The organism is Thermophagus xiamenensis, assembly GCF_900112795.1.
GTDB classification, from domain to species: Bacteria; Bacteroidota; Bacteroidia; order Bacteroidales; family Marinilabiliaceae; genus Thermophagus; species Thermophagus xiamenensis.
The window spans coordinates 22,464-44,608 of sequence record NZ_FONA01000011.1 but is presented as its reverse complement, the minus strand read 5'-3'; the positions used below and the strand labels follow the sequence as shown (position 1 = coordinate 44,608).

The 22,145-nt window shown below is 37.8% G+C and carries 20 protein-coding genes; 12 read left to right on the top strand and 8 right to left on the bottom strand.

Annotation, left to right across the window (positions count from 1 at the left end; translation table 11 throughout):
• Positions 1 to 24: 24 nt before the first annotated feature.
• Entirely contained in the window at positions 25 to 636 is a 612-nt protein-coding gene (locus BM130_RS08085) for a porin family protein (protein WP_010526500.1), read from the bottom strand.
• A gap of 335 nt (positions 637 to 971) precedes the next feature.
• Between BM130_RS08085 and BM130_RS08080 the strand changes: the two genes are divergently transcribed.
• The 3 genes from BM130_RS08080 to BM130_RS08070 all read left to right on the top strand — a co-directional run bounded on the left by BM130_RS08080 (position 972) and on the right by BM130_RS08070 (position 3,799).
• A complete protein-coding gene (locus BM130_RS08080) occupies positions 972 to 1,157 on the top strand; it encodes a hypothetical protein (RefSeq protein ID WP_074964335.1) in 186 nt (61 codons plus the stop codon).
• A 166-nt stretch (positions 1,158 to 1,323) separates the two neighbouring features.
• Positions 1,324 to 2,340: a gliding motility lipoprotein GldB gene (gene gldB / locus BM130_RS08075; protein ID WP_010526501.1), complete on the top strand. Its 1,017-nt coding sequence runs from the start codon at positions 1,324 to 1,326 to the stop codon at positions 2,338 to 2,340.
• Between the two features lie 106 nt (positions 2,341 to 2,446).
• Positions 2,447 to 3,799, top strand: coding sequence for a 5-formyltetrahydrofolate cyclo-ligase (locus tag BM130_RS08070; protein ID WP_010526502.1), 1,353 nt, complete (start codon positions 2,447 to 2,449; stop codon positions 3,797 to 3,799).
• Between the two features lie 102 nt (positions 3,800 to 3,901).
• Here the strand turns inward: BM130_RS08070 and fdxA are convergent, their stop codons facing one another.
• The 5 genes from fdxA to tgt all read right to left on the bottom strand — a co-directional run bounded on the left by fdxA (position 3,902) and on the right by tgt (position 9,123).
• On the bottom strand, positions 3,902 to 4,069 hold the full coding sequence (fdxA, locus tag BM130_RS08065; RefSeq protein WP_010526503.1) for a 4Fe-4S ferredoxin: 168 nt from the start codon (positions 4,067 to 4,069) through the stop codon (positions 3,902 to 3,904).
• A gap of 187 nt (positions 4,070 to 4,256) precedes the next feature.
• On the bottom strand, positions 4,257 to 4,577 hold the full coding sequence (locus BM130_RS08060; RefSeq protein ID WP_010526504.1) for a biotin/lipoyl-containing protein: 321 nt from the start codon (positions 4,575 to 4,577) through the stop codon (positions 4,257 to 4,259).
• A 273-nt stretch (positions 4,578 to 4,850) separates the two neighbouring features.
• Positions 4,851 to 6,395, bottom strand: coding sequence for an acyl-CoA carboxylase subunit beta (locus BM130_RS08055; RefSeq protein WP_010526505.1), 1,545 nt, complete (start codon positions 6,393 to 6,395; stop codon positions 4,851 to 4,853).
• Positions 6,396 to 6,786: 391 nt separating this feature from the next.
• The gene (locus tag BM130_RS08050; protein WP_010526506.1) at positions 6,787 to 7,872 is read right to left on the bottom strand and encodes an LptF/LptG family permease; all 1,086 of its coding nucleotides are present in this window, start codon (positions 7,870 to 7,872) and stop codon (positions 6,787 to 6,789) included.
• A 120-nt stretch (positions 7,873 to 7,992) separates the two neighbouring features.
• Positions 7,993 to 9,123, bottom strand: coding sequence for a tRNA guanosine(34) transglycosylase Tgt (tgt, locus tag BM130_RS08045; protein ID WP_010526507.1), 1,131 nt, complete (start codon positions 9,121 to 9,123; stop codon positions 7,993 to 7,995).
• A 123-nt stretch (positions 9,124 to 9,246) separates the two neighbouring features.
• Between tgt and BM130_RS08040 the strand changes: the two genes are divergently transcribed.
• From BM130_RS08040 to BM130_RS08005, 7 genes are all read left to right on the top strand, one after another.
• Positions 9,247 to 10,386, top strand: a complete 1,140-nt coding sequence (locus tag BM130_RS08040; protein WP_010526508.1) for a glycosyltransferase — start codon at positions 9,247 to 9,249, stop codon at positions 10,384 to 10,386.
• Positions 10,377 to 10,988, top strand: a complete 612-nt coding sequence (locus tag BM130_RS08035) for an RNA polymerase sigma factor (protein ID WP_010526509.1) — start codon at positions 10,377 to 10,379, stop codon at positions 10,986 to 10,988. Before BM130_RS08040 ends, BM130_RS08035 begins: the two co-directional genes overlap by 10 nt.
• A gap of 349 nt (positions 10,989 to 11,337) precedes the next feature.
• Positions 11,338 to 11,958, top strand: coding sequence for a 16S rRNA (guanine(527)-N(7))-methyltransferase RsmG (gene rsmG / locus BM130_RS08030; protein ID WP_010526510.1), 621 nt, complete (start codon positions 11,338 to 11,340; stop codon positions 11,956 to 11,958).
• A 266-nt stretch (positions 11,959 to 12,224) separates the two neighbouring features.
• Positions 12,225 to 12,383 (top strand): 50S ribosomal protein L34, encoded by a 159-nt coding sequence (gene rpmH, locus BM130_RS08020; protein ID WP_029626472.1) that lies wholly within the window; start codon positions 12,225 to 12,227, stop codon positions 12,381 to 12,383.
• A gap of 626 nt (positions 12,384 to 13,009) precedes the next feature.
• Positions 13,010 to 13,891 carry a PASTA domain-containing protein gene (locus tag BM130_RS08015; RefSeq protein WP_010526513.1) on the top strand — a complete coding sequence of 294 codons (882 nt, stop codon included), beginning with the start codon at positions 13,010 to 13,012 and terminating at the stop codon, positions 13,889 to 13,891.
• 172 nt (positions 13,892 to 14,063) lie between these two features.
• Positions 14,064 to 15,149: an RluA family pseudouridine synthase gene (locus BM130_RS08010; RefSeq protein ID WP_010526514.1), complete on the top strand. Its 1,086-nt coding sequence runs from the start codon at positions 14,064 to 14,066 to the stop codon at positions 15,147 to 15,149.
• A gap of 71 nt (positions 15,150 to 15,220) precedes the next feature.
• Positions 15,221 to 16,210, top strand: coding sequence for a D-alanine--D-alanine ligase (locus BM130_RS08005; protein ID WP_010526515.1), 990 nt, complete (start codon positions 15,221 to 15,223; stop codon positions 16,208 to 16,210).
• Positions 16,211 to 16,361: 151 nt separating this feature from the next.
• On the opposite strand, the gene BM130_RS08000 is transcribed toward BM130_RS08005, so the two are convergent.
• Entirely contained in the window at positions 16,362 to 16,970 is a 609-nt protein-coding gene (locus BM130_RS08000) for a T9SS type A sorting domain-containing protein (protein ID WP_010526516.1), read from the bottom strand.
• Between the two features lie 602 nt (positions 16,971 to 17,572).
• Here BM130_RS08000 and tpx point away from each other — a divergent pair.
• Together tpx and BM130_RS07990 are read left to right on the top strand one after the other, a co-directional pair.
• The gene (gene tpx / locus BM130_RS07995) at positions 17,573 to 18,094 is read left to right on the top strand and encodes a thiol peroxidase (protein WP_010526517.1); all 522 of its coding nucleotides are present in this window, start codon (positions 17,573 to 17,575) and stop codon (positions 18,092 to 18,094) included.
• A gap of 376 nt (positions 18,095 to 18,470) precedes the next feature.
• Positions 18,471 to 19,073, top strand: a complete 603-nt coding sequence (locus tag BM130_RS07990; RefSeq protein WP_010526518.1) for an ankyrin repeat domain-containing protein — start codon at positions 18,471 to 18,473, stop codon at positions 19,071 to 19,073.
• Between the two features lie 123 nt (positions 19,074 to 19,196).
• Here the strand turns inward: BM130_RS07990 and gcvP are convergent, their stop codons facing one another.
• Positions 19,197 to 22,055: an aminomethyl-transferring glycine dehydrogenase gene (gcvP, locus tag BM130_RS07985; protein ID WP_029626474.1), complete on the bottom strand. Its 2,859-nt coding sequence runs from the start codon at positions 22,053 to 22,055 to the stop codon at positions 19,197 to 19,199.
• Positions 22,056 to 22,145 lie beyond the last annotated feature (90 nt).

Genomic DNA, 22,145 nt, shown 5'->3' with positions numbered 1-22,145 from the left:
ATATTAGATATAAGATGATAGAAATCAAAAAATAAATCCAATTTCAAAGACTAAACGATTTAATACAGTTTTATCACTATATCCTTCAACGTCGGTAATATCGGTAAAGCCATTGTGATAAACAATGCCAAACATCAGGGCATTGGAGCCCCCAATGGAGTATTCTAACCCGGCACCTAAATGATACCCCAGGTCAAACAATCGAACATCGTCACCAACAGAGTGGTCTTCGCCATCCCGCGCTTCAATATTTATCTGAGGGGTTAGCCCAAACCGCCCGTAAAAACAGGTGCGCCGAAATTCATTGGAACGGAGTTTCAAACCAATGGGAATTTCCAGATATCGTAACTTGTAATCTACATCCTCTTCCGTGTCATTATAAGTAAGTTTACCACCTGTACGATTTATGGTTAATCCCGTTGAAATGGCATAATTATCTGCAAAAAACCGGTCCAAAACAACACCAAAATTATAGCCGGTCATGCCACTGCGGGATTCCACACCGTCTTTATCGGGCTTAAGCCATGAAATTTGTGGTTCGGCAACAAACGACAATCGAATGGTACGTGCTTCCTGACCCTTCACAGTCATTACAAATAACAGTAAAACGGCAGCAAATAAAATCTGTTTCTTCATAGAGTTAGTATTTCAAGATTTTTCTTTATGGTTTGGTGTTCACTTAATGCTTAAATAATATCAGGTTAAATTTAATATCTTAGCATCTGAAAAAAGAACCTGAGTATTGGTTAAAGCTACAACACCCTGCTGAATCATTGAACGCCGGTTTGAACGGTTTATTTTATTTTAACAGCACTAAACAGGGATAAATTCCCGGGCCTGAATGTTTTTGTATTTGTACAATTTTTGATTATAAATTTGAAATGTAAATATACGCTATTTCCCGTTTCCAATAAGCAAATATATTCATGAAAAGAGAGGCATTAACAATCAATGCTTAATCAAAATGCAGAATGAAACGAGCATGGCGACTTTTGCAACAAAAGGACATGTATAAAAAAAGGCAGAAGTGCACAGGCAGAAGGCAGAAGAAGGCATTAAAGAAAAAGGCAGAAGTGCACAGGCAGAAGGCAGAAGAAGGCATTAAAGAAAAAGGCAGAAGTGCACAGGCAGAAGGCAGAAGAAGGCATTATCATTAGTCAACAAGTGGTTAGTATTAAATAACTAATGACTATCGACTAACCACTAATGACTAATTTTAAGAACCAATAGTTCAATAAAATAAGTGAATTTTATACTAATAAAAGCCATATTTGCAGAGAATAATTGAATATCTGTATCATTCAACCATAAATTTTAACAGGAATGAGAATAAGTAAAATTTTACTCTTAACAACATTAATAGTATATATTTTAGAGGGATGTCAATGGGGGAAAAAAACACCGGACGTATCTGAGGTAAAGGTCAATTTTGAACTAAAGTCTTTCTATGAGCAATTATTCTCCATCCCATCGGAAGAGGTTGATACCCATATTAATGAACTTCAAAATGAATATGGAAAATACTTTAATGCCTATTGTGAGGGTGTTATTAGGATAGGTAGCCCCACAAGTCCCCATTTTTCGGAAAACTTACTAAAATTTCTCACCTACAAGCCTAACCTGGAAGTTTTAGACACATGCAAAACAGTTTTCACCCCAAAAAGAAAAGAAATTCTATATAAGGATTTACTTCAAGCATTTAAATTTTATCGATACTACTATCCGGAAAGAGAAATTCCGGATGTCTACCTTCACATTTCCGGATTCAATGAATCTATGGTAGTAGATTCTGGATGGGTGTCTGTTAGTGTAGAAAAATATCTGGGCCGGGACTGTATTTTTTATGAATGGCTTGCCACACCCAAATACCTGCGTAATCAGATGGAACCCGAAAGGGTTGTTCCCGACGTTATGCGGGCTATTGCCATGACCGAATATGCATATAACGACTCTACCAATGACCTGATTAGTCAAATGATATATCACGGAAAGATTTTACATTTTGTGGAACATACTATTCCTGACATTGCTGACACACTTCTTTTTGGCTTTACGGAAAAACAAATGAAATGGTGCAAAAAAAATGAAGCCTTAATGTGGGCCTCAATTGTTGAGCACAAACATCTTTTTTCTTCTGACCAAATGCTTATCCGCAAATATGTTGGACCGGCACCTTTTACCTCATTTTTTGGTCAGGAGTCACCCGGCCAAACCGGAAGATATTTGGGCTATAAAATATTAGAGTCATGGATAGAAGAACATCCGGAAAAAACTTTCCGTGACATGATGGATTTAACCGACCCTCACTCAATATTAAGAGAAGCTAAATACCGTCCCTAAATAAAACTAGATTGACGACTTTGACCAATTGGTGGCACAAACAAAAAGATAAAGAGAATATTTTGTGAATTCCGACGAATCAATATCTTAAACAATTAATTAACCCATGCAATCCACAATAAAAACAGGCTTAATACAATTTGCACCGGAATTGGGAGACGTTGAATTAAACATTCGTAAGATTGACCGAATGTTGGGGCAAATCTCCGATGCAGACCTATGGATACTCCCCGAACTGGCCTCTTCGGGTTACAATTTCTCTTCAAAAGAAGAAGCCTTTAAATGTGCTGAACCAGTTGATAACAGCCGCTTTATTAAATTTTTAACAGAGAAAGCTAAGACTTTAAATTCGTATTTTGTTTCAGGCATTAATGAGCGTGAGGAAAATAAACTATACAATAGTGCCGTATTGGTGGGGCCTAACGGCGTTACGGGGCACTATCGAAAGCTACATCTATTCAACCGCGAAAAGGAGTTTTTTGAACCCGGGAATAAAGGTCTTCCGGTATTTAACACCCCTTGGGGTAAACTAGCCATTCTCATCTGTTTTGATTGGATGTTTCCGGAGACATGGCGCCTCCTTTCTCTTAAAGGGGCCAAACTCATTTGTCACCCTTCCAATCTGGTCTTGCCATATTGCCAAACGGCACTCCCGGGATATGCCCTAACCAACCGAATTTTTATTGCATCGGCCAACCGTGTAGGGAAAGAAAGAGACCTTACATTTACCGGACAGTCGGTACTGGTTAATCCGGTTGGTCAATATCTACTAAAAGGCACTACAAACAAGGAAGAGATTTTAACTGCTTCCATAGACCTGAGCGAAGCCAACAATAAACAAATGACACCTTTAAACCAGGCTTTTGCCGACCGCCGAAACGATGTTTACTCCCTGAATGAAAAAAATAGTTATCCAACCGTTCAAAACGACAAAAAAAGACTCAGAAAAACTATCCGCCAAACCATTAAAAATTATTCTGCCCAAGAACGGTTAAGCATGAGTAAAAAAATTGCTGAGAAATTAGAGCAACACTCTCTTTTTAAAAAAGCCAATACGATTTTTATTTATTGGTCTCTACCCGATGAAGTGTATACACATGACTTAATAAAACGATGGAATGGAAAAAAGAAATTTATCCTTCCCAAAATCAACGGGAACCAATTAGAATTGAGAGAATTTACGGGCGAGGATAAATTAAATACCGAAAACGCATTTCACATAGGAGAACCCACAGGAGAAATATTAAACGACCTAACACTAATTGATTTAGCAATTGTACCGGGCCTGGCTTTTACCACTTATGGTGCACGGCTGGGACGTGGAAAAGGCTTTTATGACCGAACCCTACCCTTACTGCCTAAAGCAGCAAAGCTGGGATTAGCATACCCATTTCAATTAGTGGATGAAATACCAACCGAAGCAAATGATATCTTTCTGGATCAAGTTATCACCATTTAATATTTGGCTTACTACCATTTAAGAGAAATAATCCTTAATGGCAAAAAAACCTGCCGCAATAAAGTGGCAGGTTTTGTGGTTGATTTAAATTCTTTTCAAACCTTATGCAGGATGAATGGCCTCGGTTGGACAAACATCAGCACAAGTACCACAATCGGTACACAATTCAGGATCAATCTTGTAGATTTCGCCTTCGGAAATAGCCTCAACAGGGCACTCATCTATACATGTACCACAAGCAATACAATCATCACTAATTACGTATGCCATTTTCTTTCCTTTTAAATGATTTGATGAAACAAAATTATTTTCTTTTTCGCTGAAATAAAAAAGAATGCCTTCTAAATAAGGTTATTTGTACAAAATATAAATAAGGTGCAGTTGCCAACCTGCTTTTACGGAGCAATAAAACTTAATCCGGCCTTCCTTTCATTTCTTTAGAAAATAAAACATTAAATTATTCCAATTCAACCATTAAATAATCTTTAGGAATTTTCTGGCCCACTTTCACATAAACATTTTTTATAACCCCGTCAAAAGGCATGTGAATATTATTAACCATTTTCATTGCTTCCAATTGAAGCAAAACCTCCCCGCCTTTCACCTTTTGTCCATTCTTAACATTAATTCCGGTAATTGTACCGGGAATTACAGATCGGACTTCTTTAGGATTTTTAGGTCTGTATTTTTTCCTTTCTTTATATTTTCTGGTCAATTTAGTCTTGTATTTCAAGCTCAAAATCTGAAAATCGACCAGTTCCTGCTTGTCGTCATTCATAACAATAAGAATTATAATTTGTAACGCAATTCACCTTCCATTTTAAATTATCAGTTTAGCAATTTCAATGCAATAAGAAACTCCAGCTTCAAAATAAGGCAGAGGTGCCTAAAAACAAGATAATGCTTTGTATTACCGAATGGGCATCAAATTTATTTACTGTTTCACAAAGTGGGAACAGAGTTCCACAGAAAAAACAGACTTATTAGGCACCTTCTCCCAAATATTGAACATGGATATCAAAATCCTGAAAAGCAACCTATTACCAATCCATTAAAATGGCGGAATTCCATGTTTCTTTTGTGGACGATGATCCACTTTGCTGCCTGAAATTTCAAGGGCATGTAATAACATCTGACGAGTTTCACTGGGTTCGATCACTGAATCGATATATCCTTTAGCTGCGGCCACATAAGGATTAGCAAATTTCTCCTTATATTCTTTAACCTTTAATTGTCGCATAGCATCGGGATCATCCGCTTCTTCAATTTCTTTTTTAAAGATGATATTTGCCGCTCCTTCGGGTCCCATAACAGCGATTTCGGCTGTAGGCCAGGCAAAAGCAAAGTCGGCATGCAGGTGTCTGGAATTCATTGCAATATAACCACCTCCATAAGCCTTTCTCAAAATCACTGTAATTTTAGGAACAGTGGCTTCAGAATAGGCGTACAACACTTTAGCACCATGACGAATAACGCCTGCATGTTCCTGGTCTATCCCGGGCAGGTATCCGGGCATGTCTTCAAGCGTAATAATAGGAATATTAAAAGCATCACAAAAACGGATAAAACGGGCCGCTTTGTCAGAACTATCACAATCCAACACCCCTGCTAAGACCAAAGGCTGGTTGGCCACAAAGCCAACTGTTTGACCATTCATGCGCCCAAAACCGATAACGATATTAGCAGCGAATAACTCCTGAATTTCAAAAAAGTCAGAATCGTCGACAATGGCTTTAATAATGTCACGAACATCGTAAGGTTCGCGAGGATCTGCCGGGATGATATCTTCGACAGGTGTTTTAAACTTAGGTGGTTTAGGCGGGAAAGCCTTAGCCTTTTCCTGGTTATTCCAGGGGATAAAAGTCATTAACTTTTTAATCTGCTCAAAACACTCGGCCTCACTGTTGGCAAAGAAATGTGCATTACCGGTGATTTCTGCGTGAACTCTGGCACCGCCCAAATCTTCCATGGAAATTTCTTCCCCCAGGACGGTTTTAATAACATTGGGGCCGGTAATAAACATTTTGCTGATCTTATCCACAGTAAAAACAAAATCGGTAAGCGCCGGCGAATATACAGCACCTCCGGCACAAGGACCCAGAATTACAGAGATCTGAGGGATAACGCCCGAAGCAATGGTATTACGGTAAAAAATTTCGCCGTAACCGGCCAAAGAATTTACCCCTTCCTGGATCCGGGCACCACCCGAATCATTAATCCCTATCAGAGGAACTCTCATCTTAAGAGCATGATCCATTATTTTGGTAATTTTTCTGGCATGCATTAGGCCCAACGACCCTCCAGCCACGGTAAAATCCTGCGCAAAAATACACACAGGAGCGCCATAAATGGTTCCGGTGCCAATAATTACACCGTCGCCATGTAGCTCTTTTTTGTCCATGCCGAAATCCCGAGCTTCATGCTCGACAAAGAGATCATACTCGGTGAAAGAATCCTGATCCAGCAAGGCTTTAATACGTTCGCGGGCAGTCATCTTTCCCATGGCTACTTGTTTCTTGATGGCTTTTTCGCCACCTCCTTGCTGTACTTTTTCTCTCCTTTTGCGGAGGTCAAGGATGTACTTCTTTAATGACATACTTAAAAATTTTGATTAACCATCTGTCAATCAGCATTCAATATTGAATATTGCTGACTCAATCAGGGTGCATATTTACTAATTTTAACCCAAAGAGTAACATGAAAATTTGAATATTTTAATATCACTAAAGGTAATCTATTGATTTACAAACCGCAATTATCGACCACTCCATAAAAGTTTTTATAATTGCATTTCTTTTTTTCAAATTATTCCAACCCGAGTGCTTCAATTATTTTGAACCACTTCTTACCAATACCTCACCATAATAATTTAGAATAAAAGAATCCATAAAAAACTCTTAACAGAAAGAAATAAGGGCCACAACACCTTGATGGCAATAAAAATTAGGCACCCAGCACACCGTTTTGTGTTCCAGCATTAAAAATGTCTACTTAGGCGCCCTGAAGTATAAATAAGCACCAATTGCAGCAAACACAAAGTTAGGTATCCAGGTAGCCACCATCGGAGATAAATTACCATTTATGGCAAAGGTGGTGGAAATGGTCATGAACAATATGTAAGAAAAACTCAGAGCAATTCCCACGCCGATATGAAGTCCCATACCCCCTCTTGTTTTTCTGGAAGCCAAAGAAACACCAATTAAAGTAAGAATGAAAGCAGAAAAAGGAGAAGCAATGCGTCGATGCTTTTCAATTAAATAGGGTTCAATATTCCCCACCCCTCGTTGCTGTTGTTCCCGGATATAGCGGTCCAATTCCGGGTTGGTCATGGTTTCAAAAAACTTTCTCTCCTCAATAAAATCAGCGGGTTTCATATTTACCACCGTATCCATTTCTTCTCCTTTGGTTAAAACCATTCCACCCGAATCCGGGAAATCACGTCGTACAAAATCCTTAAAAATCCACTTGTTTTCGGTGCTATCATACTGAACTGTCCTGGCGGTAATTTTAAATTTCAGTTTTTTCCCTTCAATTTTTTCCAGACTAAAGTCATCTCCCCGTTCACGAAACGATGAAAAACGCCTCATATAAATAAATAAACCGGGCTCAATTTGCATATGAATATTACTCATTCCTGTTTCGCGAATCTTTTTAATGTAAGTATTCTCAAAATCAATACGCACCTTATTGGCCGGCGGTATAATGTAGCCTCCCATCACATAGGAAAATAATGTTAGGATAGCTGCCCCCAGAAAATAGGGAAACATTAAACGCCTAAAACTCACTCCGCTTGAAAGAATGGCAATAATTTCCGTTTGATAGGCCATCTTCGAGGTGAAAAAAATAACTGAGATAAAAACGAATAACGGGGTGAATAAATTGGCAAAATAAGGAATGAAGTTTTTATAATAATCGAAAATTATTGCTTTTAAAGGTGCATTGGTTTCTAAAAAATCATCTATTTTTTCAGCCAAATCAAATACAATAGATATACTCAATATCAGCAAAATAGCGAAGAAAAAGGTTCCTAAAAACTTCTTCAGAATATATAAATCGAGCTTTTTTATTATCATGGCTGAAAACAGATCGTTAGTTTATATTTGTCTCCGAAAGGGCAAAAAGTAATATCGGGATATACCATAATATTAACTTAGGTACATCCACAGTCCAAAATTAACTATATGATAGTCTCATTACAAACGTCTTGCCAGTTGTTTAACCATTTGATCTTTCCAGGTCGAAAAACAACCCGATTCAATTTGCCGGCGAGCTTCGGACACCAGCCAAAGGTAAAAAGAAAGATTATGAATAGAGGCTATCTGTGGTCCTAACATTTCCCGAGCAACAAATAAATGCCTTAAATAGGCTTTTGAATAATGAAGATCAAAAAAACAATGTCCTTGTTCGTCTATTGGTGAAAAATCGGTCTTCCACTTTTCGTTTTTTATATTGATAATTCCCTGGCTGGTAAAAATCATCCCGTTTCTTCCATTTCTTGTTGGCATGACGCAATCAAACATATCGACACCTAAACTTATGGCTTCCAGAATATTCACCGGGGTACCGACACCCATTAGATATCGTGGTTTATCTTGTGGTAAGATAGCGTTAACAACCTCTATCATCTGGTACATTACCTCTTCGGGCTCACCCACGGCCAGGCCACCAATAGCATTACCATCCATATCGAAAGAGGCCACATATTCGGCCGAACGCTTTCGAAGTTCGGCATATCCTGCGCCTTGAACTATAGGGAAAAAAGTTTGCTCATATCCATATAAAGGATTACTTTTTTTAAACTGCTCAATACCTCTTTTTAGCCAACGATGGGTAAGCTCCATTGATTGAACTGCATATGAGTAAGGAGCATCGCCCGACGGACATTCATCAAAAGCCATCATTATATCTGCGCCTATTGTGCGTTGAATATCTACCACACTCTCAGGAGTAAATAAATGTTTTGAACCATCCAGATGAGACCTGAATTCGGCACCTTTCTCGGTTAATTTTCTTCTTTCGCTTAAAGAAAATACTTGAAATCCGCCGCTATCGGTGAGTATAGACCGATTCCATCCCATAAACTGATGTAATCCGCCGGCCTCTTTTAATACTTCAAGACCGGGACGTAGATATAAATGATACGTATTCCCCAAAATAATAGGAGCATTCACTTCCTCTTCCAAATCCTTTACGTGAATACCTTTCACCGTTCCAACAGTGCCTACCGGCATAAATATCGGGGTGGGTATTTCTCCATGGTCTGTAAATATCTTCCCTGACCTTGCCGAAGATTTCGGATCTCTCTTTTCTATCTGATATTGCATTGAAATGATTATTATCAACTAAAAGATTTGCAAAGATACAAGACTTGATCGTTTTTCCTTTCTTTGTTGTAAGCTATCAAAAAAAATTGCACTTTTGATGTCTCTTTTCGAAGCTGATACGTCATGAATATTATTGATCTTCGCCCCTATGAAATTATAATAATTGTACTGACTCTTATTGCTTGGCTTTGGCAGTGCTTTTATTTATTCAGAAGAATATTGCCGGTTGCCCGATATAGAGTCCCAAACTATAATGTATCGACTAAACTTCCGCCCATTTCAGTAGTTATAAGTGCACGCAATGAAGCTGAAAATCTGGAACGTTTTTTACCCTCGGTTCTCGAGCAGGATTATCCGGAATTTCAAGTAGTGGTGGTTAATGACGGGTCAGAAGATGATTCAGAACTAATTCTGGCTAAATTTAAATCTAAGTATAAACACCTGTATTATACCTCCATAGCACCCGACCGAAAATTCAAACATGGCAAAAAATTACCTTTATCACTGGGTATCAAAGCCGCAAAATACGAGCATTTAATATTAACGGATGCCGATTGCCGGCCGGCTTCTAATCAATGGCTGAAAAAGATGGCTCAATCTCTTTCTTTGCCGGAGAAAGAGTTGGTTTTAGGAATCGGAAATTATGAAAAAACTAAAGGATTCACCAATTTATGGGTACGTTACGACACCTTTACTATTGCAATACAATATATAGGTTATGCTTTAAGTGGCAAGCCATATATGGGAGTAGGCCGAAATCTGGGATATACAAAATCCTTATTTGAAAAAAATAACGGCTTCAAAAGTCATATTTATCTGGCATCCGGCGATGACGACCTCTTTGTTCAAGAGGCAGCAACCCCAAAAAACACCGCCGTTTGCATAGACCCTTTAGCACATACTATTAGTGCCCCACCTGCCAATTTTAAAAAATGGTTTGAGCAAAAAGAGAGGCATTTAACATCCTCTTATCGTTACAAAAGCAGTATAAAATCAGCGCTTTTTATGAAAATGTTAACACGAGAAATCTTATGGTTACTTGCAGCATATTATATATTTTTTTCTAATTTAGCGTTTATAATTTTGCCAATTTTATTATTATTGCTTTTGACAAAATTTATTTTGTGGAAAATGGCTTGCCAAAAAACAGGGATGGGGAAAATTTATTGGACAATTTTTATTTTTGATTTCATCCAGCCCGTTTTTTGGAGTTTAGGTCATTTAAGAAGTTTGACCGGGTCAAAAAAAAGGAAATGGAAATAAATCCTAACTTATCAGAGAAAGCTAAATACGACCTTGAATTGGTACAAAGGGCGATTAACAACGACCAAAAGGCTTATGCCGAACTTATGGCAAGATATAAAGATGCCATTTATTTCATGCTGCTAAAAATGATAAATAACAAAACGGATGCAGAAGATTTGACCATCGAAGCCTTTGGTAAAGCGTTTAAAAACCTCAAACAGTATTCACCCAACTATGCCTTTAGCACCTGGTTATTCAAGATAGCCTCAAACAACTGCATCGACTACCTTCGAAAAAAGCGAAACAATCATATAAGCATCGATAGTAACCATACTTCAGATGAAAAAGACTCAGAACCTCAAGTTCATTTAAAGGATGAAACACCCGACCCAGAAGAAAATTTAATCCGGGCCCAAAAGGTTGTCTTGATGCGAACTGTTGTTAAAAAGCTAAAACCACGCTATCGCACTCTTATCGAATTACGCTATTTTAAAGAATATTCCTACGAAGAAATTTCAGACGAATTGGAATTGCCTCTTGGAACAGTTAAAGCACAGCTTTTCAGAGCTCGTGAATTGCTTTTCAACACTCTAAAAAATACTGAAGTCAAAAAGCTTTAAAGAAATTGGTAATTCAATTTTTGACTAAACCAATTTTAAACCGGGATTTTATATCTTTGTGGCGCTACAATATTGCTAATTTATAGACGGTTGCCGGATTAGTTTTGATGTTATTGCAAATTAGATAATTTAGAGTTTTTTCCGCATTGTTTATGATATTATAGTTATTTATTAACTCTTGATATAGAGCTTAAATAATTTTAAGAATCAATCATTAGCATAAAACCGCCTAACTCATTGGTTCTCTGGAATTTGCATGGTTATATATTTATACAAGTTCTTGTAGTAACCAGTTTAAGCTGGAGATGCTCGTTTCATTAAAGGAAAAAACAATTAACTATTTCGAGAAATGGATGTAATATTGAAATATTTCCCCAATTTAACTCTTTTGCAAAAAAAGCAATTGGAAGCTTTGGGACCATTATATAAAATCTGGAATAACAAGATAAATGTAATTTCCAGGAAGGATATCGACAACCTATACTTGCACCATATACTACATTCACTAGCCATAGCAAAATTTCTGAGTTTCACTGACCATTCAAAAATTATTGATGTAGGTACCGGCGGCGGCTTTCCAGGCATCCCGTTAGCCATAATGTTTCCCAATGTCCAATTCACGCTACTCGATTCGGTAGGAAAAAAAATTAAGGTGGTCAATGAAATAATTCGGGAAATTGAACTCACTAATGTGAAACCCATTCAAGCCCGGTCTGAGGATTTTAAAGGAAAATTTGATTTTATTGTTAGCCGCGCCGTATCGAAACTTCCTGATTTTGCCAAACAAACCCAACATTTAATATCATCAAAACCCAGAAATGCTGTCTCAAATGGGATCTTATATTTAAAAGGCGGAAATTTAGAGGCAGAAATAGCACCCTTCCGCCGTAAAGCTTTTGTCGTTGAAATTAGCGATTGGTTTGAAGAACCCTATTTCGAAACTAAAAAACTGGTACATTTACCTTTGTAGTTCCAATAACTTTTAGCTATCAAATTGTAAAATTGATGGCTTTTTTTTTGAAAGAACAAAAAAACTTGTACTTTTGCACACCGAATTTTGAGAAAACCAATCATTTTTAACAGGCGGGTTGTTTAGAATTTTTACAACAATCCAGTCTTTAAAAAAACTTTGAACCAACCTGTATGGCAATAAATCTCCCAAGCCGTTAAGGAAGAAAACAGATTGAAGGTCATACAAGTTTTATTCGACAAATAACATAAATAAAATTTATACGAATGAAAAGGACATATCAACCATCCAATCGCAAGAGAAGAAATAAGCATGGCTTTCGTTCGCGCATGAAAACTGCTACCGGCCGCAGGGTATTGGCTGCCCGCCGTGCTAAAGGACGTAAAAAATTAACTGTAAGTAGCGAAAGAAAACACAAAGCTTAAATGGTCTCCCTCTTCTGATCAGTTGACTTTTATTGATCAGAAAACCAGACGACAATATTTAAAATTTCATATGATGCATGTTTGTGGTAATTCGCAAACATGTTTTTTTGTATCCTATGGTTAACAGCCCTGTTTTCCGTTTATCCTATTCATTCGTAAAAAATTTATCTTAGTTATTGTTTTCTTGTTTTGGAAAGGCCTCATGCCATGTTGGTTTCATTGAATAAAATTTACATATTTCATTCGTATATAATTTATTTAACTCATAGGCCGAATGGAACTCGCATGGCTTAATAAAATTTATACATGTCCTTTTGTGGCAACAGCCGCCATGCTCGTTTCATTAGTATATAATTTATCTAATTCATTGGTCTAATGGAACTCGCATGGCTTAATAAAATTTATACATGTTCTTTTGTGGCAACAGCCGCCATGCTCGTTTCATTTCATAATTCCAATCTCGAAGAAGCATTTGCAAAATAAAAAGTTCATTGGTTTAACTCTTCAAAAATTAGCAGGTGAGCATTTTAATGTTAAAGCATTTCAAGTTAGAAATGATTCTTTACAATGGTTCTGTTTGTTTGATGATTTTGTTTTATTTTTGAAGGCATTCAAAAAGGAAAAAAATGTCAATCGTAAAAATTATTTTGAGCAAAAAGTTCGCCAAGCATATTGCCATTGTTATAATCCTGGGCTTTCTATTCTTTGGACTTGTCTTTTGGGGATTAAGTATTTATACGCGCCATGGGGAGCATTTTAAGACCCCTGATTTTACGGGTTTAACCGAACAACAATTCAAACATTTAATAAAAAAGCACGATCTTAGATACAACATCATAGATTCGGTTTATATTAACACGCTGCCTCCCGGGATTGTTATAGAACAAACCCCCGGTCCAGGAAGTTTGATAAAAAAGAACCGGAAAATATTTTTTACAATAAATGCCTGGACAGCAGAAAAAGTGCGAATGCCTAACCTCATGGACTACAGTGTAAGAAACGCTCGTGTGCTGCTTGAATCGTTCGGACTTAAAACCGGGAAATTAATTTATGTACCGTCGGAATACACTAATCTGGTATTAGGACAACACTATCAGGGAAAACCCATTGAACCGGGAACACCCTTGGAAAAAGGATCTACCATCGATTTATTAGTAGGAAAAGGACTAAGTAATCAAACTACTTTTGTTCCAGACCTTACCGGACTTTCCCTCGAAGAAGCCAAAGAAACCTGTCACAATCTTTCACTTAACATAGGTGCTGTCATATATGATACCACCGTTGTTACGCAACAAGATTCACTATTGGCCTTTATATGGAAACAGCGTCCCGAGAGTACGCCTGACAACCATTTAAGGTTAGGTGCCTCTATCGACATTTGGCTGTCGACCGATTCATCATATATCTTACCCGATTCAACACAAATCATTTTCCGGGAGACTGACCCATTTGAGCCCAACGTTTCAGAAGAAGAGAAGCCGGATTCTGAAGAAGAAAAATTCTTTTAAAAACTTATGCCTTATGAAACGAGAATGACAACAGAGGGTTGTCACAAAAGAATAGGCAGAAGGCAGAAGAAGTGATTAGTCATTAGTCAACAGTCATTAGTAATTAGTTTTGATTAACTAATGACTACTTTTAAGAAACAACATATCAATGAAGTAAGTAAAATATATACTAATGAATATCGACCCTTTCGAATTTGAAGAAACAGATGACATTGAGGATATATTGGATGAAAACGGGGAAGAATCGACCAACGAAGAACGGTATGAACATTACCGTTTTGTGGTTGACAAAGGCCAAAAACCTTTAAGAATTGACAAATTCCTGGTTAATAGAATTGAAAACGCCTCGCGAAACAAAATACAAGAAGCAGCCGCTTCCGGCAGTGTTTTGGTTAACGGAAAATCTGTTAAAGCCAATTACAAAATTAAGCCCGATGACATAGTCACCATTGAAATGTCATGGCCACCCAGAGAAATTGAAATAGTTCCGGAAAATATTCCTCTGGATATTGTATTTGAAGATAACGAGTTAATTGTAGTCAACAAACCCCCTGGCATGGTGGTACATCCCGGTTATGGAAATTACACGGGCACACTGGTAAACGCCCTGGCATGGCACCTTAAAGATCACCCGTGGTTTCAGAGCAAAGATCCACGACCGGGATTGGTACACCGTATCGATAAAGATACCTCAGGCTTATTGGTAGTTGCTAAAACCGAAAATGCTAAAACGCATTTGGCACAACAATTCTTTAATAAAACCACATCTCGAACTTATCAGGCTTTGGTATGGGGAATTGTAAAAGAGGATGAAGGAACTATCGTGGGAAATATTGGAAGAAACCCGCGAGACAGAAAGCAAATGACCGTTTTCCCGGACGACACCCAAGGGAAACCAGCGGTAACCCATTACAAAGTTTTGGAACGACTGGGCTATGTAACTTTATTGGAATGTCGGTTAGAAACCGGAAGAACTCATCAGATTAGAGTTCATTTAAAACATATCGGACATACACTTTTTAACGATGAACGTTACGGGGGCAATCAAATTTTAAAGGGAACGACCTTCACTAAATATCGGCAATTTGTAAAAAATTGCTTTTCGATACTTCCTCGTCAAGCGCTTCATGCTAAAACTTTAGGCTTTCAACATCCTACAACCGGGGAAATGATGGAATTTGATTCGCCTTTACCCGATGACATGACAGCTCTTTTAGAAAAATGGAGAAATTATATTGTGGGAAGAAATTCTGATTAGTGTGCTAATTATATTTTTTAAACCATTTACCCCATAAAAACCACCAACATCAAAAACCGATTTAATTAATCATGAAAAAAAATATCGGAATCATATACGGAGGTTATTCTTCAGAATATGTTGTCAGCAAAAAAAGTGCAGAAGGCATTCGCTCTTTCATTGACGAAAATAAATACAACGTTTATTCGATTCTTCTTGCTCAAGACAAATGGGTTGTGGAAAGCAACCACCAAGAAATACCAATTGACAGAAATGATTTCACTTTTGTCGAAAACGGTAAAAAAATTGCTTTCGATTGCCTTTATATCACCATTCATGGAACACCTGGCGAAGATGGTTTACTACAGGGCTATTTGCAAATGATGGGCATACCTCACACCACTTGTGAACTTTTACCTGCCGCCATTACTTTCAACAAATTTACTTGTAATACCTACCTTAAAGGTTTTGGGGTAGCGGTGGCCGACTCTGTGCTTCTCCGCAAAGGTCGTGAATACAATCCGGAAGATATTATAGAAAAAATAGGCCTTCCGTGTTTTGTAAAACCCAATGCCGGAGGTTCCAGCTTTGGAACCTCTAAAGTTAAATCGCCGGATCAATTACCCCCTGCTATCAACAAAGCTTTTGAAGAAGGAAACGAAACCTTAATTGAATCCTATATTGAAGGAAAAGAAGTAACCTGTGGTATATATAAAACACTTGATCGAGAAGTGATTTTACCCTTAACAGAGGTAATCAGCAAAAATGAATTTTTCGATTTTGATGCCAAATACAATGCTCAAAAAGCGGTAGAAATTACTCCTGCTCGTATTTCAGATGAACTTACCGGTAAAATTCAGAAGATTACTTCTCTTATTTATGAGATTCTCAATTGTAAAGGGATTGTCAGAATGGATTACATCATCACTGATGAAAAGATATATTTGTTGGAGGTTAATACTACTCCGGGAATGACACCTACCAGTTTTATTCCTCAACAAGTTAAGGCATTGGGTTTATCAATGCAGGATGTTTTAACAGAAATAATTGAAGATGCTATTAAACGGCAAAAAAAGGACTAGATATTGTCGGAGAAGAAGTAATTGATTTTCTAAAGCCTATTTTTTATCATAGCTAATTAACAAAAAACCGGATGCATCTCAAAACTTCAAAGATACATCCGGAAAAGGGTGACAGCTGCTTAACAGCTGGTGGTCATTGCTGCTTGGTTGCTTACTTTCTGATTGCATAGCTACTTTCATTTTCTCCAGAGACTAAACTTACATAATAAGTACCGTTAGGAAGAGCTGAAACATCAAATTTTCCTGAATAAGTCAAATCTTTAGGCAAAGAGGTTTCAAATAAAACATTCCCTTTTTCGTCTTTCAGTTTAAGGGTATAGCTATCGAATGACTTATTTAAATAGCTAACAAATAAAAAGTCACTTTTGGTCCAAACTTTAGCCAAAGGAGCTTCAGCTTCCTCGCCTAAAGTCTTAACAACCACTTTGCCATCTTCTACAATAAATTCATCTTTCAGGAAAGTTTTATCCTTACTTTTCAAAACAGCAAAATACTTCCCGTCACTCAACTCAGAAAAATCAAACAATTTGTTGAATCGAGCACTGTTAGATACTTTTCCGCTGTTATAAACTAAATCTCCATTGCTAGTTCTAATTTCAATGGCAAAATCATTCATCTCTTCATTAAGAGCAGTAATCAATGCCAAATCGGTTCTAAGGTATGGATACACCTTAATTTTCCCTTTTGCCGAAACCGGCGTCGCCATTACAGCCAAGGTCACGGCCAAGGCAACCACAGATAAAATCTTTTTTGCTTTCATAACTGATAATTTTTAAGTTAAACATCGTGACTTTTTTAATATCACATTGCAAACATAATCTGGTTTTATTCAGCCACCAAATTTTGAGACCTAAAACTCTTTAATTTTACAAAAGCTTAACTTTACCCCCTTTTTTTTGATGGTTTTATAACAAAACTCTTTATTTTTTTTACAATCACTTAATTTTCGACAGACTTATTTGTATGAAACAATACTTTTTGACAAAACAACCGCTTTCCTCCCCTTTTTGTAATAAATTATAAAAACATCCAACAAAAAAACTCTGGGAACTTTATTATTGTTAAAAAAGAATCGGAATACGAATCTTTATGTCCAATCTTTTTATCGGGAAAAACGCAGAAAAACATAGAGATAGAACAAAAAGCAATAATCAATTTTAATTTCATTTTTTTGCAATAATACTTGCACTGCAACAGTTTTAACATCCAGAAAACACCAATACAGACAATACCATAACTTTCACGTTACCAACACAATAAAAAATTCTCTATAAACACATAGGATGAGTTGTTATGTACAATTCATGATTTTTTCACTAAATTGTGTTGAAACTTTTTATTAATTCTATAAATGAAAATACTATGAATACGTCACAAAACACAACGCCACAAATCACTTTTGCGGGAAACCCGGTAACCCTTGTAGGCACAATTATCAAACCCGGCGATCAAGCACCAGACTTTGAAGTTTTAGGTAATGACCTGAAGCCGGTACATCTTTCCGATTTTAAAGGAAAATTGAAGATCATTGCGGTTTACCCATCCATCGACACAAGTGTTTGTGCAGCGCAGAACAGAAGATTCAACCAGGAAGCCCAAAAATTAGATAATGTAGTAGTATTATCCATTTCCTGTGATCTTCCGTTCGCTCAAAATAGATTTTGTGCTGCCGAAGGCTTAAACAATATAATAACTTTATCCGATCACAGAAAGTTGGATTTTGGACTAAAATATGGATTTGTCATGGAAGAATTTAGGCTTTTGGCTCGCGGAACAGTCATTATCGACCAAAACAATTTGGTTAAATATGTAGAATATGTTCCGGAAGTAACCCATGAACCCAACTATAATGAAGCTTTGAACATTGTCAAATCTTTGCTCTGAGTTGTACCATCCGTTGATTATTTATATAAGTTACTGGCCGTATGGAGCAAACATGAGCAAGAAAGCTCGTCACAAGAAGAACAAAAAAGCAGAGGCAAAAGTGCACAGGCAGATGACAGAAGAAGTTTTCAGTGATTTGTGAATAACTATCAGTGCTGGTAACATTAATGACAAATCACTAAAAACCAATTTTAAGTTCCATCCGGCCAATAATTTAGATAATATTTATATGAATAAACGATGGAAGAAGTTTATTTCTACTAAATTTTAATAATCCATGACAGGTTCTTTAAATAAATAGCGCCGGAAAATAAATTTTATATTTCTACGGGAATACCCATCTTTGTTCTCTGTTTTATTACCTAAAAATCATTATATGAAACTAATTTGTTCTTCAATTTTATTGTTCTGTTTTATTTTATTTGGATGCAATAACAAAACAAAAACAGGGAAAACACAAGAAAAGGCAACATCCGAAGAAACAACTACCCAGTCTCATATCTCTTCTGTTTCTATTCATGAAGCAGCTTTCAACGGAAATTTATCCATTGTAAAAGATCACCTGATCGCTAAAACAAATCCCGACTCAGCCAACGAAAATGGTCAGACACCTCTTATGCTGGCTGCCTTTAATGGTCATACAGAAGTGGTAAAATTACTGGTAAAAAATGGCGCCACCATTAATCGCAGCGATAATAAAGGTCTTACAACGCTCCATTTTGCTGCTTCCGGTCCTTTTCCTGAAACGGTTAAATATTTACTAGACAATGGTGCAGCTATCAATGCAACCGATAAAATAGAGAATTTTACCCCTCTAATGTATGCTGCCTCTGAAGGAAATATGGAAGTTGTAAAAGTATTGATTAAGTATGGTGCAAATCCCAGCCTAAAAGATGTAGACGGTGACAATGCCGCCACTTTTGCTATTCAAAACAATCATCCGGAAATTGGGAAATATCTGAACAACCTACCCCAATAACGAATCTATTCACCTGATTTATATAATAAAATAAAACGAGCATATCAAAATCAGATATTTTATCTGATTTTTGGTATGCTCATTTCATTTTGGAATTAACTATTCAGAAAAGAACTTACTCTTTTAAAGGAAGCCATCGCAAGTACAAATTAAATTTCTGTCACCCCATGCATCATCTATACGTGCTACTGATGGCCAAAATTTATTCTCCTGCACCCACTTAAGTGGAAATGCCGCTTTTTCCCGACTGTAAGAATGTGGCCAATCATCTTTTACAACAACATAGTCGGGATGAGGAGCATTTTTTAAAACATTATCCTCACGATCTGCCAAACCTGCTTCTATTTCTTTTATTTCAGCATAAATTGTTTTGAGTGCTTCCACAAACCTGTCCAGTTCTTCTTTTGACTCACTCTCAGTAGGCTCTACCATCAATGTTCCATGTACCGGAAATGAAACCGTTGGTGCATGATAGCCAAAATCAATCAATCTTTTTGCAATATCAATTTCGGAAACTCCTGTTTTGGCTTTCAATGGCCGGCATTCAAGAATCAGCTCATGACCTACCCTACCCTTCTCGCCGGTGTACAAGACACCATAATCATCTTTCAACTCACAAGCCAGATAATTGGCATTCAGTATGGCAATTTTAGAAGCTTGTGTCAATCCTTCGGGACCCATCATTTTTATATAACCATAAGTAATCGGAAGTATTCCGGGGCTACCCCACGGTGCTGCTGCCACAGCCGATATCCCTTTTCGAGCATTATCGACCACATTATGACCGGGTAAAAACTCTACCAAATGGGAAGCCACAGCTATAGGTCCTACTCCCGGACCACCTCCGCCATGAGGTATGGCAAACGTTTTATGAAGGTTCAGATGACAAACATCGGCACCAATGGCTCCGGGACTGGTAAGTCCAACCTGAGCATTCAGGTTAGCTCCATCCATGTATACCTGTCCCCCGTTTTGATGAATAATATCACAAATTTCCCGTATAGAAGCTTCAAAAACCCCATGAGTGGAAGGATAAGTAACCATCATGCAGGCTAAATTATCCTTATATTTTTCAGCTTTTTCTTTTAAATCCTGAACGTCAATATTTCCTTTCTCATCACACTTTATTACAACCACTTTCATTCCGGCCATAACGGCACTGGCAGGATTGGTCCCATGAGCCGATGATGGAATTAACGCTACATTGCGATGCCCCTGGTTGCGCGATTGATGATATGCACGAATGACCATTAAACCGGCATACTCTCCTGCTGCACCAGAATTGGGTTGTAAACTCACATCCGACAAGCCCGTAATTTCTGTCAAATCACGTTTTAACTCATCCATCATTTCATGATATCCCAAAGCCTGATCCTTCGGTACAAACGGATGGATATTCGCAAACTCTGGCCATGTAAGCGATGCCATTTCCGAAGCAGCATTCAACTTCATTGTACATGATCCCAGGGAAATCATGGAATGAGCAAGCGATATATCTTTTCTTTCCAGTCGCTTTATATATCGCATCATCTCAGTTTCGGAACGATAACGACCAAATACCGGCTGCTGCATAAAAGCGCTCTTACGGACTAATTCCGAGGGAATGGCACTGCTATCTTCTATATTGGTAATATTAACACTATTTTCACCGGCTATTCCTGCAAAAATATCCACCAATTTCTGCACATCACTTTCGGTGGTGGTCTCATCCAAACTGATACCCACTATCGCAGGCTCATCCTCAAAATACCTTATATTTATTGCATTTAACAAAAGATTTTCCTGCAATTCTTTAATCGATACTTCTTTCGGCAATTTAACCCTGATTGTATCGAAGAAAGTCTTATTTAGAGACAAATAGCCATTACCTGACAAGGCCTGGTTCAATTTAACAGCAAGTGCGTGAATCCTACCGGCCATTTCCTTTAACCCATCGGGGCCGTGCCAAACGGCATAAAAACCGGCCATCATAGCCAGTAAGGCCTGAGCTGTACAGATATTGGATGTTGCTCTTTCCCGTTTTATGTGCTGTTCTCGTGTCTGCAACGCCATTCTTAATGCATGACGCCCCGTGGCATCCTTGGAAACCCCGATAATTCGCCCCGGAACATGCCTTTTAAATTCTTCCTTCGTTGCAAAAAAGGCAGCATGAGGGCCGCCATAATACAAAGGCACTCCAAAACGTTGTGAAGAGCCAAAAACAATATCGGCATCCCATTCGCCGGGTGGCGTTATTAATGTGAGGGCCAGCAAATCGGTAGCAACAGCTATCTTGCCTTCACCTTGATGTACTTGTTTGGCAAAATCTTCAAATTGGGTTAATTCTCCATTGGCATCAGGATACTGTACAATAGCTCCGAAATGCTTTGAAGGGTCATACTTTACCTCCTCAACTAAAGCATATTGAAGTTTAATCCCCAGAGGTGCAGACCGGGTTTCCAACACCGCTTTGGTTTGGGGCCATATCCGACGGTCCACCAAACAGGTATCCACGTTTGATTTTACCTGGGAACGGCTGCGGGTATTAAACATCATAATCATCGCCTCGGCTGCTGCAGTCGCCTCATCCAACAACGATGCATTGGCCAGGGGCATACCCGTTAGTTCCGATACCATTGTTTGAAAATTCAGAAGCGCTTCCAAACGACCTTGAGAAATCTCAGCCTGATAGGGGGTATAGGATGTATACCACACAGGATTTTCCAAAACATTGCGAATAATGACCGGCGGTGAAAAGGTATTATAATACCCCATTCCAATGTAGCTCTTAAACACTTTATTTTTAGAGGCTATATTCCGAATTCGATCTAAATATTCCTGCTCGGAAATAGCCGGCGAAAGATTTAATGTTTTCTTTAGTCGAATAGTTTCCGGAACAACCTCATTCACCAGGTCATCCAAAGAACTAACGCCGATTTTTTTAAGCATAAAAGCCACATCCCCGGAATCCGGGCCTATATGCCGGTCTTTAAATTGATTCATTTTTAAACGTTTAGGTTCATCCAACTAACCACAATAGATGCTTTCTTTTCCCTGTAAAAGAAAGATTTTATTACGTTCTGACCTATGATT

What these genes read in the sequence shown, in the direction of transcription:
- BM130_RS08085 (WP_010526500.1), bottom strand. Translation starts at nt 636, where the DNA reads ATGAAGAAACAGATTTTATTTGCTGCCGTTTTACTGTTATTTGTAATG.
- BM130_RS08080 (WP_074964335.1), top strand. Translation starts at nt 972, where the DNA reads ATGAAACGAGCATGGCGACTTTTGCAACAAAAGGACATGTATAAAAAA.
- gldB (WP_010526501.1), top strand. Translation starts at nt 1,324, where the DNA reads ATGAGAATAAGTAAAATTTTACTCTTAACAACATTAATAGTATATATT.
- BM130_RS08070 (WP_010526502.1), top strand. Translation starts at nt 2,447, where the DNA reads ATGCAATCCACAATAAAAACAGGCTTAATACAATTTGCACCGGAATTG.
- fdxA (WP_010526503.1), bottom strand. Translation starts at nt 4,069, where the DNA reads ATGGCATACGTAATTAGTGATGATTGTATTGCTTGTGGTACATGTATA.
- BM130_RS08060 (WP_010526504.1), bottom strand. Translation starts at nt 4,577, where the DNA reads ATGAATGACGACAAGCAGGAACTGGTCGATTTTCAGATTTTGAGCTTG.
- BM130_RS08055 (WP_010526505.1), bottom strand. Translation starts at nt 6,395, where the DNA reads ATGTCATTAAAGAAGTACATCCTTGACCTCCGCAAAAGGAGAGAAAAA.
- BM130_RS08050 (WP_010526506.1), bottom strand. Translation starts at nt 7,872, where the DNA reads ATGATAATAAAAAAGCTCGATTTATATATTCTGAAGAAGTTTTTAGGA.
- tgt (WP_010526507.1), bottom strand. Translation starts at nt 9,123, where the DNA reads ATGCAATATCAGATAGAAAAGAGAGATCCGAAATCTTCGGCAAGGTCA.
- BM130_RS08040 (WP_010526508.1), top strand. Translation starts at nt 9,247, where the DNA reads ATGAATATTATTGATCTTCGCCCCTATGAAATTATAATAATTGTACTG.
- BM130_RS08035 (WP_010526509.1), top strand. Translation starts at nt 10,377, where the DNA reads ATGGAAATAAATCCTAACTTATCAGAGAAAGCTAAATACGACCTTGAA.
- rsmG (WP_010526510.1), top strand. Translation starts at nt 11,338, where the DNA reads ATGGATGTAATATTGAAATATTTCCCCAATTTAACTCTTTTGCAAAAA.
- rpmH (WP_029626472.1), top strand. Translation starts at nt 12,225, where the DNA reads ATGAAAAGGACATATCAACCATCCAATCGCAAGAGAAGAAATAAGCAT.
- BM130_RS08015 (WP_010526513.1), top strand. Translation starts at nt 13,010, where the DNA reads ATGTCAATCGTAAAAATTATTTTGAGCAAAAAGTTCGCCAAGCATATT.
- BM130_RS08010 (WP_010526514.1), top strand. Translation starts at nt 14,064, where the DNA reads ATGAATATCGACCCTTTCGAATTTGAAGAAACAGATGACATTGAGGAT.
- BM130_RS08005 (WP_010526515.1), top strand. Translation starts at nt 15,221, where the DNA reads ATGAAAAAAAATATCGGAATCATATACGGAGGTTATTCTTCAGAATAT.
- BM130_RS08000 (WP_010526516.1), bottom strand. Translation starts at nt 16,970, where the DNA reads ATGAAAGCAAAAAAGATTTTATCTGTGGTTGCCTTGGCCGTGACCTTG.
- tpx (WP_010526517.1), top strand. Translation starts at nt 17,573, where the DNA reads ATGAATACGTCACAAAACACAACGCCACAAATCACTTTTGCGGGAAAC.
- BM130_RS07990 (WP_010526518.1), top strand. Translation starts at nt 18,471, where the DNA reads ATGAAACTAATTTGTTCTTCAATTTTATTGTTCTGTTTTATTTTATTT.
- gcvP (WP_029626474.1), bottom strand. Translation starts at nt 22,055, where the DNA reads ATGAATCAATTTAAAGACCGGCATATAGGCCCGGATTCCGGGGATGTG.